The 16,055-nt window shown below is 45.4% G+C and carries 12 protein-coding genes; all 12 read right to left on the reverse strand.

The window, feature by feature from the left end:
- Window positions 1-8 precede the first annotated feature (8 nt).
- The 12 genes from CMM32_05430 to CMM32_05485 all read right to left on the reverse strand — a co-directional run bounded on the left by CMM32_05430 (window position 9) and on the right by CMM32_05485 (window position 15,689).
- A complete protein-coding gene (locus CMM32_05430; protein MBT06343.1) occupies window positions 9-1,169 on the reverse strand; it encodes a hypothetical protein in 1,161 nt (386 codons plus the stop codon).
- Window positions 1,170-2,393: a hypothetical protein gene (locus tag CMM32_05435; GenBank protein MBT06344.1), complete on the reverse strand. Its 1,224-nt coding sequence runs from the start codon at window positions 2,391-2,393 to the stop codon at window positions 1,170-1,172.
- Window positions 2,383-3,492, reverse strand: coding sequence for a hypothetical protein (locus CMM32_05440; protein ID MBT06345.1), 1,110 nt, complete (start codon window positions 3,490-3,492; stop codon window positions 2,383-2,385). The genes CMM32_05435 and CMM32_05440 overlap by 11 nt, the downstream gene beginning before the upstream one ends.
- On the reverse strand, window positions 3,485-5,332 hold the full coding sequence (gene asnB, locus CMM32_05445) for an asparagine synthase (glutamine-hydrolyzing) (protein MBT06346.1): 1,848 nt from the start codon (window positions 5,330-5,332) through the stop codon (window positions 3,485-3,487). Before asnB ends, CMM32_05440 begins: the two co-directional genes overlap by 8 nt.
- Window positions 5,333-5,338: 6 nt before the next feature.
- On the reverse strand, window positions 5,339-7,240 hold the full coding sequence (locus CMM32_05450) for a hypothetical protein (GenBank protein ID MBT06347.1): 1,902 nt from the start codon (window positions 7,238-7,240) through the stop codon (window positions 5,339-5,341).
- A complete protein-coding gene (locus CMM32_05455) occupies window positions 7,168-7,944 on the reverse strand; it encodes a hypothetical protein (protein ID MBT06348.1) in 777 nt (258 codons plus the stop codon). Before CMM32_05455 ends, CMM32_05450 begins: the two co-directional genes overlap by 73 nt.
- A 3-nt stretch (window positions 7,945-7,947) precedes the next feature.
- The gene (locus tag CMM32_05460; GenBank protein ID MBT06349.1) at window positions 7,948-9,750 is read right to left on the reverse strand and encodes a hypothetical protein; all 1,803 of its coding nucleotides are present in this window, start codon (window positions 9,748-9,750) and stop codon (window positions 7,948-7,950) included.
- Between the two features lie 6 nt (window positions 9,751-9,756).
- Window positions 9,757-10,815 (reverse strand): hypothetical protein, encoded by a 1,059-nt coding sequence (locus CMM32_05465; GenBank protein ID MBT06350.1) that lies wholly within the window; start codon window positions 10,813-10,815, stop codon window positions 9,757-9,759.
- Window positions 10,816-10,844: 29 nt separating this feature from the next.
- Window positions 10,845-12,431, reverse strand: a complete 1,587-nt coding sequence (locus CMM32_05470; GenBank protein MBT06351.1) for a hypothetical protein — start codon at window positions 12,429-12,431, stop codon at window positions 10,845-10,847.
- Between the two features lies 1 nt (window position 12,432).
- Window positions 12,433-14,019 (reverse strand): hypothetical protein, encoded by a 1,587-nt coding sequence (locus CMM32_05475; protein MBT06352.1) that lies wholly within the window; start codon window positions 14,017-14,019, stop codon window positions 12,433-12,435.
- A gap of 151 nt (window positions 14,020-14,170) precedes the next feature.
- Entirely contained in the window at window positions 14,171-14,884 is a 714-nt protein-coding gene (locus tag CMM32_05480) for an acylneuraminate cytidylyltransferase (GenBank protein MBT06353.1), read from the reverse strand.
- A gap of 31 nt (window positions 14,885-14,915) precedes the next feature.
- Window positions 14,916-15,689, reverse strand: a complete 774-nt coding sequence (locus CMM32_05485) for an N-acetylneuraminate synthase (protein ID MBT06354.1) — start codon at window positions 15,687-15,689, stop codon at window positions 14,916-14,918.
- Between the last annotated feature and the right edge of the window lie 366 nt (window positions 15,690-16,055).

The following is a 16,055-nucleotide window of genomic DNA, read 5'->3' on the forward strand; positions in this document are numbered from 1 at the left end:
CACCAAGTTTACCCTGGAGTGGTCAAGGAATTGTACAATCGAAAATAGGAGCTAACGCATACCTCCATGGAAAATTTTGATAACGCCCGCCTCTTTCCTGCTTGTTTCATAGAATTTCTCAGCTCGGCATTTTGGGCGAGATACTCACAGGCCTCGCCTAGTAGGCTAGGGCTTCTTGCGGGAACAACTAGCCCGGTTTCCTGGTCGGTGATCAACTCGGTGTTTCCGCCGACATCAGTCACTATCATAGGAATCCCCAAAGCCATTCCTTCCAGCACTGAATTAGACAAACCCTCTTCGTGAGAACTTGATATGCCAATATCTGATGCTTTCATCAAGTCGTAGATGTCCCTGCGTGAACTAAGCCAAATCACATTTTGACTTATTCCGAGGTGACTTGCGCTCTGTTCTAGGTTGTTGAGAATACCATCGTTTCGGCCGACACAAATTAATCGCCAAGGGTCTGGCAGTTTACCCTTAACATTTGCTAGTGCCTTGAGAAGATCCTTGTGCCCCTTATAGGGAATGAAATTGGCCACAGTAATAAATACAAGTGCCTGAGCTGGAATGTTGAGTTCTCGTCGCACTTCATCAGGTTTTAGTTTTTCAACAAATTCATTGGGGTCGATGCCATTGTATATTAGTTGTATCCGGGCTTTTGAGTTGGCGCTTTCCTTCTCTAAGTCTCGTATAATGGCCTTGCTGTTCCCGACCAGCACGTCCATAGTTTTATGTAAATAGCGTTCAATCCAAGCGCCTAAAGGGTGTTTTTTTTGATAAAAATTTAGGCTCCGTCGGCTCATTATCCGAAAGGGAATTCCAAGAAAGAAAGACCATACCCCCCCAAGGAGGTAGGCCTCGGGCAAAAAGAAATGGACAATATTGGGGCGTTCGCGGGCTAGGGTGAATCCTAGCCAAAAGACAATAAAGGTGCGTCTAATAAACCTTTGGCGCGCAATCCATTTGGTAGGTGGAGGAGACAGTACGGGCACATTTTTGCGTTCCATTTCATTAGCGAGAGCGCCCCGAGCCCGAAAAGCGATTATTGAAATCTCCAAGCCGTTACCTTGTAATTTAGGCATGACCCGAAGCAAATGATTTTCAGTGCCCCCAATGTCCAACGAACCAATAATCACAAATAACTTTGAGGTGTCCCCATTTTTCATCACTTACAATGCTTTCCGCCTAATTATTGTACGATAGGCCTCAAGGTATTGATTTACAATTGACCGCCACGCAAACACTAATGCCCGTTCTCTTGAAATGTTAATGTATTTCTCCCTGAGATCCTTGTGGGACAAGAGTTGGTTCATTGCTTCCGCTAGCCCTTCATGGTCCTTTACGGGCACCATTATTCCATACTTTCCTTGGCCTATCACGTCCCGGCAGCCGGGTCCATCTGTAGTGATTATCGGAAGGCTTGCCGCCATTGCCTCAATAATGGCTATTCCAAAGGATTCGACATGTGATGGAAAGACGAACGCATCTGCACTTTTGTACAGTCCAACTAATTTATTACTTGGTGCCTCAAAGGGACTTCCTTCGGCGTCTTGATCAGAAATTTCACCAAGCAGATGAACGTGTTCAGTCAGGCCTTGTTTTGCCACCTGGTTCTTGAGAGTTTCTGTGTGCTTACCCGCAATAGCCAAACGGAACGGCCGACTAGCCTTTTTCCTTAACAAAGCGGCAGCCGATATTAGGTCGCTAAACCCCTTTTTTGGATGGTGCCGCCCTACTGAGAGATAGAGAAAGGCATCGTTGTTTATTCCAAATTCTTTGCGAATAGAAACAGTGTCAAACGGGCGTTGAAATCGGGGTAGATCGACCCCATTCGGGATGTTCCATACCTTTTCACTTATTATTTTAATATCGTCATACTCTCGAGCCATTGACTTCGTAATAGCAGACAGAGCATCAGCTCGCGGAAGCCACTTTCTAATAATTTGGTCGATACGGGGGTCGAGCCGCATGCCGTATCCAAGGTCATGGTTAACTTGGATGTCTTCGCCTGCGCATCTGATAATATGAGGAACATCCTTTTCAGCAAAGCGTGCCAAAGCTACGCCAATGGGGAATCCTACCGTGCCGTGCCAGATATCAAAACGATATTTCCACTGTAAAATTCTGAAAAAGCTTGCAAGTAGTAGAGTGGCGGTTTCTGGAAAGTTTTGGGTGAAAGAGATAGTTTTTGGAGGCATCGTGATGAGCTTGTATGCTAACCTGCGGCCAGTTTCTTGTATTTGTCGTACGTTGGTTGCTGGTGCAATAACGATTGGGGTATGTCCCTGCGCCAGTAGTCCAGAAGCGATGTTATGGAGACCTATCTCTACCCCCCCAATGGCAGGTAAAAAGGTTGAAGTCGGAAGTGCTATTACGAGCTTTTTACGTTGCATCGGGTTCGATAGTTGAGACTGTGTCGTGGACGATACTAACAACACGGTTGCAGAAGCCTATCTCGCTTGTTTTTTTTTCGAGCTCTTCCCGGTAGGTTTGTTGTGCACACTCAGCCAACGTTTTCAGTTGATGGGGACATGAATAGGCCATGCTCAGCTTCTCCATGAAATCTGATAGGTCCCAGGAATGGGTTAAAATTGTTTTTCCAGATACAAAAAGGTTAGGCCAGGTCTCCATATGGGACATATCTGGTTTCAATAGGGTGGCTCCACAGAGGGTCGCCTCAAAATCCTTGAGTGTGATCTCCCCGAAACCAAATGGAGATATTACCAATCGTGTTTCCCGCATTTCCTGGTAGTAAGCCCGCCGGCTCAGCTTCCTGGTGCTGAGCCTATCTTTTAAGAGTGTTTGAATTTTCTTGCGCTGGTAGGAAACGGTTTCCCGTTCATACTTGGTTCCCATCCGGCAAGATAGGGCCACGGTCCTCTCGGAGTTAGATGGTACGAATTTTTTGGGAAGCCAAAAGAGTGCGTTGATCGGGATAAACCTTCTTAATCCCATGATATGAGGGCCGTACATACTGTAGTTCGCCAGGCCTGAATTCCATGATAATCTGAGCTGGCCAAGGCGACTCGGATCGGTCAGCACTCGGTTCCGAGCAGGTGTAGAATCAGTTGCCCCAAAGGACTGGTGATAGTAGTCAGCCCAAAGTCGATTCCCGTATAATTTTTTCATGTATAGGGACTTATCTTTGAGTAATTGGCCTTTGCAGTACCAGCGGACAAACGGCAGGACTTGGGGCTGAAGCCAGCCACTGCTGTCCGAAATATCAAACCACACTAAGGGCACGCTCTCCGCTAGCCTTGATAAGTCCATCAAGACCGCCTGATCTCCCTCAACTTCCCATCGATGGCTAACGCTGCGACTTTCTATAAACAGCACATCGCAATCGCATAGCTTCGGGTGTGCAATGGACGTGAAAAATTTAGTTTGAATACCGCAATCCGCGAGTTCTTTTCGATACACAATGAATGGAAATAAGAATGCAATTCCGTTAGGAGACTGAAAGCCCTTAGTGAGAATGTGAATTTTATGCATCATCTAACCGAGGTGCATTGGCATTACGTATATCAGCTACTGACCTTAGCCAAAGCTCTAAGTTTATTAGGTGTTCCAACGGTATGGGTTTCTTGTTCCTTTTGTTTCGAAAGTCGTCCACTGCGGTGCGGACTTTTTTAGGGTCAGAATACGAAGCAAGCTGGCTATCGGGTTGTACTAGTAGATCTAAATATCTACCCAATCCGGTCTCATTTTCAAGCCAACTTCGAAGTGGCAATGCAAGACCGACTTTGCGGCGATCCACTATCTCCGATGGGAGAAATTGCTTTGCAACCCTTTTGAGTATGGGTTTGGTATCACCACCCGGGGCCCGAAGTTGAACTGGTATTCGATTGATTTTCTTGGCCAGGGGGGCGTGGCTGAAGGGCACCCGTGCCTCTACGGAGGCCGCCATAGCCATTTTATCTTGTCTCATCAAAAGCGATGATAAATATGAGGTTTGATCAACTGCAAACATCCTTTCCCGGAAATCCAAGAATCGGGAGGCAGTGTCTTCACGCTGGCCACCTCTGTGAATCAGGGGTGGGAAAAGTTCTTCTAATTCGAGAATATCATGATAAACGGCTCCGAAAATCGCTGCATCTCTGCCTGAGAACTTTTGGATTTCTCGCCAGCGTTGAAGAATGGGCCAAAGAAAACCGGGGACTAGATCGGCAAATAGACCGTTCCTCTTTAGTTTTCGCCAGATGTCATATCGTTTGTATCCGCCAAATAGCTCATCGGCCCCCTCGCCCGTTAGGACCACTTTGTGTTTTTTACGAATGGTTTCGCACAATAGCATCAACATTACGCAGCCATAGTGTGGAACTGGACCCTCCATGTGTTTAATGGCCCGCGGCAGGGCATCGGCAAAATCGTTATTGTCCAGTGTTACTTCATGATGTTCTAGGTTTAAGCGTTTTTGGATAATGCGACGATAGGGTCGCTCGTCCTGTGGGTATCCTGGTATGTGAACGCCATATGATGTAAGTGTTCCGGCAGTTTCCTTTGCAGCTATCGCCGTCACAAGGCTAGAGTCGACACCCCCCGAAAGTTGTACGGCATAGCCTACATCACTGACCAGGTGAGCCTTAACCGAGGCATATACTGTTTCCTTTGATAATTGTACCGCATCGTCTTGGCTCAAGGAGTTATCGGAGTTCAGGTGCTCCAAAGGGTCGTCAAATTGTTCAGGCTTTGTCCTGGCATCATTAATATTAGCAGTGCATGTATATCCTCCCGGAAGCAGCTCAATGTCTGAGATGTTACTTAATGTTCCTGAAGCATAGCGAAAAATTAGAAGTTCAGGCAAGGCGTTGGTATCTACCTCAAATGGAGTGATCCCAGCGAAGGAACGCATTTCTGTGGCAAAACCAATTAAATGACCTCTTTTGAGTATGTACAAAGGCTTTATTCCAAGGGTATCACGTGCCGCTATCACCTCGCACCTGTGTCGATCAAAAATTACAAGTGAAAACATTCCCTCAACTTTGGGAAATAGCTTTTTTTTCCAATGAGCGTAACCATGAAGAAGTACTTCTGTATCTCCCTCGGTTTGGAACAGGTATCCTTTTTGCTCTAGTTCCCTTCGGAGCTTTCTGAAATTATAGATCTCACCATTGAATACTAAGGAGTAGCGGCCTGTGGGATCGGTCATGGGTTGGTCGGAGGTGGATCCAGGGTCCAGTATAGCCAGCCTTCGAAAAACCATGGCTATCCCGGGCTCGGCAATCATTCCTCCTGAGTCTGGCCCCCTATGTAGAATGTCTTTTTCTAGCCTCCGTAGCAGTGGGCTGGAGAAAAGGCGTTCCTTTTGGCATAAAACTACGAACCCACACATATTAAGCTATGAACTCTGCTTTTTCCTTCCATGGGAACGGCGGGACCATGGCATCCAAATACTAAGGGTGAAAATAATGGTTGCGACTGTGCCCATTGCAAATGCTACCAAAATATGTCGATATCGCAATTCTGGAAGGAGATACGCTATGAAAAACCTAAGCCGATCAAGGGAACTTATCGCTTTTTCTTGCTGGCTTTTTGGCTCGTTGATTTGGATCAAGTGGGTTGCAACGACGGCCGCGTGTTGTGGGGTGAGACCTAGGTTCGGCATCTGCGATTGCGGATTATCAAAGGCCGGTTCCTGAAGATAGTGGGTCAGCCAGACTAGGAGACGATCCTTTTCCGAAGAAGCAAGTACATTGTGTCTTGCATCGTAGGTTTCCACAAAGGGAGCACTTTCCAATGTGTCGACGAGCGCCACTTGTTTGGCATAGTTTTGATTATTTATCCGAGCTCCAATTGAAGCAATTAGGGTGGAGTCTAAGGGAGGGCCAAAATTCCCCCCCATACCGGAAATCTGATGGCAGTCCCGGCAACCATAACGACTGAGCAAGGCGGTTGGCCGAGTGTCTTGTTCAATTATATGGGGATGCCCGATGGAAGGGTTGTAAGAGAGCTTTAAGATGGGGGTTGTTCCATCATTTTGGGGCATCATCGCAACCAAATACAGGCCGTCTGGCCCGAACTGGACGGAGACAGGGAGTTGGTAACCGTTGCCGCGGTAGGCTAAAAGCTGCTTAGGCGGTGTGGCGGCTCTATTATTGTCAAAGTCGTAGTCAAACACCACGACGGTTCTTTGTCCTCTCATGCTTGGTCCTTGGGCACCAGGTGTGCCGGCCAGGGCGATGAAGAACTTGTTTGTGTACGGATCGGGGAAAATATTGCTCTCAGATTCTAGAAAATCCAGTTGGACTAAACCCACTGCTGGCCCAAATATATAGTTAGCTCTTGCGGCAAAAGACCAATCGTTCCCCTCCCACAAATAATTTTCACCTCTGTTGATTTCAAGAAAACGATCTATAAATCCGCCGTTTTCTGTTGCAAATAGGCGGCTCTTAGCCAGTACAAGGCCAAAAATATTTCTGTGTCCGTAGGACCATATAAAGTCCGTAGATGTTGTCTGACCATCATCAACGAAAAAGGGATTGTCAGCGTATGGTTCTAGGTCTAAGTCCATTCGCAATACCGATCCTAGCGCAGAGGCTAGGTTCTGGCTTTCGTGGCGTTCCTTTCCATAACCAACTGGCACAAAGAGCTGATGGCCATCGATGACACAGGGGCCTATTTGGTGGCTGGTATCACTTCTTTCATTCGCAAATATATCAAGAAGAAATTTGGGGTCCTTTGCCTCCAAGCTGAAAGTACCAGGATTTGATTGGAATCTCACTAGGCCGTTTCGAAACACCTGGGTTTTATCCAAATAGCCGAAGGAAATAAAAATGAAGCCATTGAGCGGATCCAAGCAAAGGCCTGCAGCTCCCAGTGTTTGAAATTCTTCTTTGAGTGGGACGGGTAAAAAGTTATCGGCGACTGTGTATACCTCCCGGTTTCGGGTTACCACTTTTAGAGCTCCCTTCAATTCTATGACGTAGTATAGAGGCGAAAGCGGCTCGTTTCCGGGGTTAGGGACAAACTCTATATCTGATGGAAATCGATATCCTGTTGAATCAATTTCCAATGAAAAACCCTGTGCCACAGCCCAGTCATCCTTCCAAATGTTGGCTCGGTCTTCTTCTGCCATGGAACCTGTTACGGAGAGGCTAACCCCTATGAAGGGGAGCGCGAGGAAACAAAGTTGCTTTGTAAAACCTGGCCACATAGTCGGTCTCTCCTTTAGGGTTTTCGGCAGTAGAAGGTCATAAAGTTTCCATAAGCAGGTGGCGAAATGCGGTTTGTATTGAAACATCTTAATAAATTAGTGCGATTGAACCACTTGGTAGAGAAAAAAGGATAATCTACTTTTAGTATTTGGAAGCCACAATCACGCAGACATCTATGCATAGAGTCATTAGAGAAGAGACTAATATGAGTAGGATCATTTAGTAACCGGTAGTTGTTTCCGAAACGCCGCGCACAACCTGAATCAAAATCAGGGGTTCCGACAATTATTGTTCCACCTGGCCTTAAAAGGTCGCGAATTTTCCTGAGTGTAGTCACGGGGTCCTTCATGTGTTCGATAACATGGTAGGCGATTACAAGATCGAAAAAACTATCGTCATAGTCAACCGTCTCAAAAACCCCCTTATATATAATTCCATGCGGAGAAGCCTCTGTTGAGGCTTGGGCAGATGGTTCAACGCCATACTTGGACCAGTGGTTATCAACACATGATAGAAGCCAGCCAGGACCACAACCAATATCCAGCAGCCTACCTGGTTTTAGACAGGAAATAAAATGTAGTTCAGTTTTCAGATTTTCCAAATACTGGTTTTTCTCATTCAACCTATTTCGCTGAATGCCATCGGGATCTGTGGATTCACCCCAATAGTCAGTTGTCAGGTCCTGTGACGTTTCAGGCCGCACTCTAACAAAATATTGGCCAGTGGTGTATAGGGATTCCATGGCATTAGTGAGGTCAAAGTTGGCAAGATTTCGTTTCATAGGAGTCATTACTTATTTCGTATCAGCAACTTGGTGATCCCACATTTTTCTAAAGAACGACCCCCTATTTTCGTAAAGGTTCTTAAAAGAACCACTTTCCAGTATTCTGCCAGCTGCCATAACGTAGATATGGTCACACTTGGCAACAGAAGACAAGCGATGGGCGATGACAACGATCGTTCTCTTTCCATGAAGTTTTTCTATGGATGCTTGCACGATTTTATCGGTTTCTGCATCAAGGGCATTGGTGGCTTCGTCAAAAATTAGAATATCGGGATCCTTGTACAGTTCTCTTGCAATGGCAATGCGTTGTCGTTCACCCCCTGAGAGAGAAGCGCCACGCTCACCTACTTGGGTCATATATTTTTGGGGAAGCGCCTCGATAAAGTCGTGGCAGTGAGCGGCACGGGCAGCCTCCTTCATTTTTTCTATATTGTTCTCTTTTTGGTTAGGCCCTAACCGGAGGGTCAGGTTAGTCGCAATAGTGTCATTAAGAATCATAGGGTCTTGCGTCACATAACCGAGGCGACTGCGGAATGCCTCGTTATTTAAATCCGAGAAGTTGTGCTCGCCGATTGTAATCGACCCCTCATCAGGGACTATTAGGCGGGTCAACAAACGAAAGATCGTAGTTTTTCCAGCACCAGATTCTCCAACGATAGCAACAGATTTATGATACGGAATGGTAAGATTGATGCCCTTAAGAATATGATGTTTTTTCCTGTGCAGGCTTACATTCTGAAAAATGATATCGTCATTTAACGAGTCTATAACTATACTTCCGTTGCATTCGTGGGCCTTCCATATTTCTCGGGAAAAATTAGATATATAATGGACGCCTCCAATTAATTGGTGGAGCCGTTGTATGGCAAGAGGAAGAGTAAGGACATGGCTAAGAACTCGATACATTATTAGTGCTATCACTACCGTGCTCGCCATGGAGCTACTAAGCATTTCTACATTGTAGAATATGTATCCTAGCAAAGAGAGCACAGCCAGCGGCTCCTTAATGGCACCTAAAGCAGCTGTTCGTCGACCCATTCGGATTTGACGATCTGCAAGGTCATTGACGCGCTTAAGCACATGTTGTCTGACCCTACGAGAATTCGCGGTTGCCTTCAGGTAATCGAATGACTCCACAAATTGTACCATCTCGGAGGACAGCGAGGCTGTTTTATCGGACACATCCATGGACAAAGCCTTGGTATGGCGAATTAATGGTCGCGCTACAAGGAAGGCGAGCATTCCAACCACAACAATTATAAGAGAAATTTCCATTTCTAGTACGATGATGGTTGGTATGTATATAAGGGAATAAACCAGGGAAACAATAATGCGGCTGAAGATCCGGAGCGAGGCCGCAAAACGGGCGCTTTCTACCGTCATTAAATTAGCCAGATATCCAGTCTTTTGTTCCAAATAAAATTCATATCGGGCCTGCTCTAATCCCCGAGCAAGAGAACTTTGGAGAGAGTGGCGAACCAAGGCGATGGTACGAATGGTCCAATAATTTTGGGCAAAAGAAACTAACGCCTTAAAGATAAAAATCGCCGAGATTATCAACGCTAGGCTTGCAAAAGAAGTGCTAAATCCGAGATTAGAGATTGTGGCCAAGACTTTTTGGGATATGGGGTTATTGAGATCTTCACCCAGGGAAAGTTGTAGAAGTGGGAGCAACGTGACTACCCCCAAAAGCTCCATAAACGTTCCGATGAATATTAGAAATATTAAAAGAGCTAATCGCCATTGAGCAAACCTTATGAATAGCCCCATATAACTAAAGAAAATAGAGTTAGAGTTCGTTTCTAAGGCCAATTGGGTTTACCTAGTTAGTTGGTCTAACAATTTGGGAAATTGCCTTCTCATGAAATCTATGACTACCCTTTTTCGGTTCTTTTTTATAAATGTATCTACCCCTTCATATCTGGTGCATGTTTGGCACACCTTCGGTAATTTTCCGGCGCGCCATTCTGTCCTGTATCGTCTAAGTGCAGGACCGCGCCATATATCTTGAAGGGTGTGAGTATTAAGGTTGCCCACTTTTATTTCGCTCTCTAGGTCTACACAGACACAGGCGCCAACGTTCCCATCGGCGAGGACATGAAGACGCCGATAAAGCTCGAAGCATGGAGACACAATTTTTTCCTTCAGCGGCAAGGGCTCGTCCAGGAATGTTCCTTCAGGAACGTCATCTTTCTTTATGAGGCCTCCCCATGCGTCATAAATATCAAGATAATCAATGTTTTCTTCGCCAATTAGCTTAGCAATTTTTTTGTATGTTTTTGTGCCTTGCCATAGTTTGCGGCTTCCTTCTACTCTTAGGTGAAGAGTTATTCTAACGGGACTCTCCAGTTTTAAGTTAGCCTGAGATATATCAAGGATGTTTTGTACAACTCTCTCGTATTTATCATTCCCATAATACTTTAAGTACCCCTCCCGACTTCCTATGAATGTTGATATAGCCAAGCGACTCAGGCCGGATTTCAGTAATGTTTCACAGCCAAATTTTTGAATTAGAATAGCATTGGTGTAGAGGAAGATATCACCAATTCGGGCTTGTGAGCGGGCATACTGTATCTTTTTCACTAAGTCCCGGTCTACGAGGGGGTCTCCTACTGTTGGGGTAAAATTCAGATTTCCGCCACCACTATCAACAAAATCATCTACGGCCTTCTTGTATAGGTTCCAACTCATCTCGAGTTTTGGACGTTGCATGTAGCGATATCCGCAGAAAGAACAATTAGCGTTGCACAAGTTTGTGGTTTCGACGCCAAAGTTAATAAATGTGTGTTCCATTAAACGGCGGAGAGCGAAAACTGGTAAAAAACTAGCGGCAACTTTAGCTATGCGAGAGCGGAGGCGTTGTCGTTGGTTTTGCATTATCAGAGAAACTTGGCGCACGTGATTACCTATTGGGCTATGTAGTTCTTATAAAAATCGGGCGGACAGCCCGTGTTATCTGATGTAGATTCAATTGCATTGCCCAAATCATCACGGGAAACCCTAAATCTTCCCCGATCATCTTGAGAGGCGCTTACGATTTTGCACCTTTTTAGTAAATCCGGTTTGGTTGTTTTATCAAAGGCGCGAATGGTTGTGTCGGCAAGAATAATATTGTGGTGGGAAGCGAGGGCATCGAAGAAGGCGCTGCCAGCGAAATCGAAGATTAGAAAATCTACCTCGTGGTCGAGCGGGTCAAAAAACCCGGTTATTACCCTATCAGAATAGGGCTCCAAGAGCGATCTATTGGGCATTATCCCTCTGGGGTGGAGTTTGGTGGTTATGCGATAGCCAAGTGACCGCAACTCCTTGAGAAGTGAGACTTGCCAGTCTAGGTACAAAACATCGGGTGGCTTTCGACTTGCGAAGTCCGCCAACGCCTCTCCCAGATAGCCGCCAGCCACATATAATGCCTGTCTTGTTTTTGAACCGTGCCGTCGTTTTTGGCCATTTTCATAAATATGTCGGTGTCGACTTGATCCATTAGAAAGAAATTTTATTGTATTTGCTTGTGGGGATCCAGCGATCTCCCGATTTGCAATTCGTTTTTTTATAGCGTGGGCTTCTCCTGTGCTATGGGTATAGTACTTGTCGCAATTTACTAGCTCAGCCACAGCCCACTCATTATCAACAAAAAAAGCCCGTTCGCCGCCGTGTGCGAAGCGAATGACTGGACGGGCATCCTGCTGGTACAAAAATGACGTAAGACGACCAAGGTGCTTTGGTGTGCCACTGAGCAATCGGAGTCCTAGTGCCCTTCGGCGGGTGGATCTACTGATAATTGTATAATCTAGCCCTGCTTTCCCTAAGTGATAGTGTATTAAAAGATTCCCCAATTGTTTCAGCCGCTTCAGTAATAACGCTTTCACGGGCAGGTTTTCGGATACTAAAGAATTAAAAGTCTCTGTCAGACAGATAGTAAGATCATTAAACTTTGTTCTGCCTTGGCTAGGCTCTCTCCAACTAAATAGGTTGGCCGGCCAGTCAACTTGGCGACCCGGGTGCAATGTGAGATAGTCGCTAAGCAGGTAATTCCGATTAAGAATATCGTCGTGCTTAGCCACAGCAATTGCTTGTCCATGTGTAATCCATCGTTTGGCTGTTTTCTTTATCCGTGGCCAAATTGTACTATCAGGCGGGTGGTGCCAGACCCGAATCCTAGAAAGATTGTTTAGGGTGTTACCCGTATCTAGGAAGGCTAATAAAGGACTTTCCCTTGGGCTATAGCGCGGTGTTGGGTTGTTATTAAGGTCTAACCCAAGTCTGCAAATGAAAGCAAGGTCGGTTATTATATCGTAGGCTTTTGCATCTCCCAGGATGCGGGGAAGAGTACTCTTCTGAAACTGAAGAATGGCCTGAAGAACGCGAGTAGTAATGGCATTAGATATGGCGCTATAGTCGTGGTAGTTGGTATGCCACGATAACTCATTTAGGGCCGCAGTTCCGTCTCTTAAGCTAGCTATATCAAGTGGGGTTGAGGACGAAACTTTATCCATTTCAATCTGGTTTCTTGCAGCGCAAAAATATTTTTATGTTAAGCGCAATTTCCTTAGCGACAGAGTGAGCATCCCTTTGATCAATGTGAATTACTTTAAGGAATGCATTATTCTTTTTTGTAGTTTCAAGTAGTAGTGTTTGGTAGCGATTTATTTCATTTTCCTCCAATTCTTGTTTACGATCGTATATGTTTTTGGGTGTGTCAATGAGTATGAAGCTCATGGCGGGCTGTGGTGTCAATCGGCAAAATATTGCTACGGCGCAAATATGGTACCAGGGGCGCTTGCGGATTTTTAGGTCGGTCAAACGATCATATATATAACGATCGGCAAGCGCTATTTGTCCCGATTCGGAGATATCAAAAAGCTTAGAAAAAATCGATGTAGCATAAGTATATTCATCTATAAGTGCACGGAGGAGATATCGGATTGCGCTTGGTAAAAGATGCCAACAGGTACGGAGAACGCCCTTGCTGTTATATGGTCGTATCCTCTCAGGGTTGCTGCGCATCTTGTCGAGACGATGGTGAAAGCCCGTGGCGGGGATCCCCTCTTCCTGAAGTATATTGAGTGCTATACCTAGGGAGGTACTTTTGCCAACGCCATGCGCCCCTGAAACAACAAAAAAATGCTGGGACAAGGAGTTAGTAGATGGGAAAGTGGCCTGGCGTTTCAGTCGCAGGCCGTGCCTAGTGTCGGTCCAGCATTGTTTTACAGCGTTTAATTGTCTGATTAAGCTCTGCTTCGGGTAAAGGTAAAACTCCGATAATTTGCGGGCTGCAATTGGTCTTCGCCACCCAACTGCGATTATAGATTTGAGGTATATTCCTTTATGGTTTCCCAGTGTGGTTGAGCGAATTGTCTCCAGTTCACTTTTGGTTAATAGGTGCTCCCAAGTGCCACCTGGGGTGTAGAAACCTCGAGACTTCTCAAATCGGAAGTGTGGAGTAAAGTCAAAGTTTGAATAAAAATCTATTTTATCACTTTGAAAAAAATTAGCGGCGTTGCGTAATTCTTGATCATTTTTCTCACAAAGTAAATCAAGTGACATCGTGATTACATCATTGGGATTTGTTCGAGATAAATTGCGGGACACTTGCTGCGAAAGAGCTAAGAGGCCTAATATATTGCGGAAACGTGTATGTCGATCGCTGGGAGGCTGTGGCCAAGTTCGCCAGTACATGGCTGCGGCAACAGCTGATTCTGGCTGCCTTTGCATTACAGCTAATCTTAAATTAGGAATCTTTGAACGATATAATGTGTAGCGAAATTCGGGATGAAGATCAAAGGCTGCCCAGGTACGCTTATCATGTGAAAGTGCTATTTGTTGTAATATCCAGCTTAAAAGCGACACTTGGTTGTCTATTGTTTTTGGGACGTCGTTAAGCAGCTGACGGCCATGACTATTGATAAATTCGGCCGGAGTTTTTATTGCACTGCGGGAACCATCTATATACCGAGGGCGGTTGATGTACTCTTCAACTATTTTGTGTAGCTGCTGTTCGAAAAATAGAAACACGCGTTTGTCATATACATGAAAGACGGCCTCTAGCGGAAACCCAAATACCGGGCCTCGACTATTAAACAAAGCATCAGCAAGTAAGGTCTTCCCAGATCTTCCGGCACCTCCTATAAGTGTAGGTCCCAGCGTTTGAGGTTTATCCGGTTTAATGATTTCCCCCGAGTGTTTGGCAGAATAACGATTATGTAATCTGATAGTGTTAATTAAGAGTGAGTTTTTATTTTGTGGAGCACCCTTCGTTGAGAAGGAAAGAGTTCATTAAGGCTTCGCAAAAAGTTAAATCGGAGGGTTCATCAATTTGAAAACTTTTCCAGAGTTCCATTTCCCATATGCCTATTTTACCACCTAGGCGGTTATTGTGGCTTTGAATGCAGTCCGGTGTGAAGATCCAAAAAGAACCGTTTTCTAGGAATTGGTCCGGCTTTTCTTGTCGCCGGCCACGGTTTTTGTAATCATAGGTATAACTAGAAAGTTGGCCGTCAGCGGACGGCTTCCAGATGTTGAAATCGGTAACCAAGCTTGCTGAGAACAACGAGTCTAGGTTTTGCTCAATGAAGTGTTGAATAGCTCCATCAAAGTCCACGCTGCTTCGGACGGGAGACGTGCATTGTGGCCCTACAATTAACTTTACCGAGCGGCCTGTTTCTTGAATATATTTGAGGGCATGTAACCAACCACTTTCCGATGAAGCTGTATCACCAGATATGTGGGAAGGGCGTGGAATTACCTCCGCACCATACTCCTTAGCAACGTTAAGGATATTGGTATCGTCGGAACTCACCCAAACGCTGTCGATATGTTGTGCGTCAAGAGAGTGTTCAATGGTCCACGCAACCAGTGGTTTCCCGCAGAACGTGGCTATATTTTTTCCAGGAATACCTTGGGATCCGCCTCTGGCAAGAATTATAGCGATATTTTCAGCCATTTTCATAACACCTTATTTGGGAAAACGACGATATGGGTTAGCCAGGGACATTTTTTCGGAGCTTCTCACGGGCGGATTGTTCTGATTCTTGTAGAGTTTTCTCGCCATTCCCAAGCACTTTGGGAAATACCCTCACGGCTGATGTAAAGCTTCGCAGTGCTTTTGTTTCTATAGATGCGGCTTGATCAGAGCCATACATAGTTCTGTCCAATGTCACATGCCTTTCAAGGGAAGTAGCCCCTAATGCGAGGGCAGCGATGCAAACGGTGACTAGACTTGTTTCGTGACCAGAATATCCCACCGGAACGCCATAACGGCTTTTGAGTGCTGGGATCATTCGCAAATTAGCCTCTTCCACATTCATGGGATAAGTCGAATTACAGTGCATGAGTTCAAAGGGGCATTGGGCTTTACGAAAAAGACCCACAACTTGATCTATTTCCTCCAGAGTGGACATTCCAGTTGATATAAATGTCCGTTTTCCTTGTGCCGCTATGTCCCTGATTAGAGGGATATGCCCTAACATTGGAGAAGCTACTTTGTGAAAAGGCGGGTCAAATTCTTGGAGGAACTGTAAGCTTTCTTGATCCCAACAGGATGCAGACCACGATATATTTTTACTCTGGCAATAGGCGTCTATTGTCTTGTATTCTTGCAACCCAAATTCCAGACCTTCCTTCTGCTCACGCTGTGTATTTCCCCACGGGCTCTCTCTGTGGCTGTCCAAGTACTCTTCTGTATAAACAGCATTGATAGTGCGCTTTTGGAATTTTACGGCGTCGAAACCAGCGTCGGACGCTGCATCTATCATCTGTTTAGCGAGTTCCAATGAACCATTGTGGTTAATACCAACTTCAGCAATCAGAAAAATTGGTGTCTCTGAAAATTCTGATGACACGAATAATCTCCTTATATGTTACACTAGATGTGTCCGCCGATTTATAAATCATGTTGTGGTAGCAATAACTGTTCGTCTATGAGACGATTTTTCAATGCAGTGGGAATAGTTTTACTGTAGGTGGGCCTTCTTAAAAAGAAAGTGCGGTGGTTAGCCGCGTGGGAATTGTTTGCTCCGTATGACATATAAATTGCGTACTTAGAAAGGGGTCCATGAAGATTTCCTCCAGCATGCATTACTCTTTGGTCAAAGATAAGACAATCCCCCGGGTGTGTTTTC

It is taken from the genome of Rhodospirillaceae bacterium (genome assembly GCA_002728255.1).
Lineage (GTDB): Bacteria > Pseudomonadota > Alphaproteobacteria > UBA7887 > UBA7887.

Bases quoted from the DNA above. Each gene is read 5' to 3' on its own strand.
- CMM32_05465 (MBT06350.1), bottom strand. From the start codon at position 10,815: ATGCAAAACCAACGACAACGCCTCCGCTCTCGCATAGCTAAAGTTGCC.
- CMM32_05455 (MBT06348.1), bottom strand. From the start codon at position 7,944: ATGACTCCTATGAAACGAAATCTTGCCAACTTTGACCTCACTAATGCC.
- CMM32_05440 (MBT06345.1), bottom strand. From the start codon at position 3,492: ATGCATAAAATTCACATTCTCACTAAGGGCTTTCAGTCTCCTAACGGA.
- CMM32_05435 (MBT06344.1), bottom strand. From the start codon at position 2,393: ATGCAACGTAAAAAGCTCGTAATAGCACTTCCGACTTCAACCTTTTTA.
- CMM32_05485 (MBT06354.1), bottom strand. From the start codon at position 15,689: ATGATAGATGCAGCGTCCGACGCTGGTTTCGACGCCGTAAAATTCCAA.
- CMM32_05480 (MBT06353.1), bottom strand. From the start codon at position 14,884: ATGAAAATGGCTGAAAATATCGCTATAATTCTTGCCAGAGGCGGATCC.
- CMM32_05450 (MBT06347.1), bottom strand. From the start codon at position 7,240: ATGTTTCAATACAAACCGCATTTCGCCACCTGCTTATGGAAACTTTAT.
- CMM32_05470 (MBT06351.1), bottom strand. From the start codon at position 12,431: ATGGATAAAGTTTCGTCCTCAACCCCACTTGATATAGCTAGCTTAAGA.
- asnB (MBT06346.1), bottom strand. From the start codon at position 5,332: ATGTGTGGGTTCGTAGTTTTATGCCAAAAGGAACGCCTTTTCTCCAGC.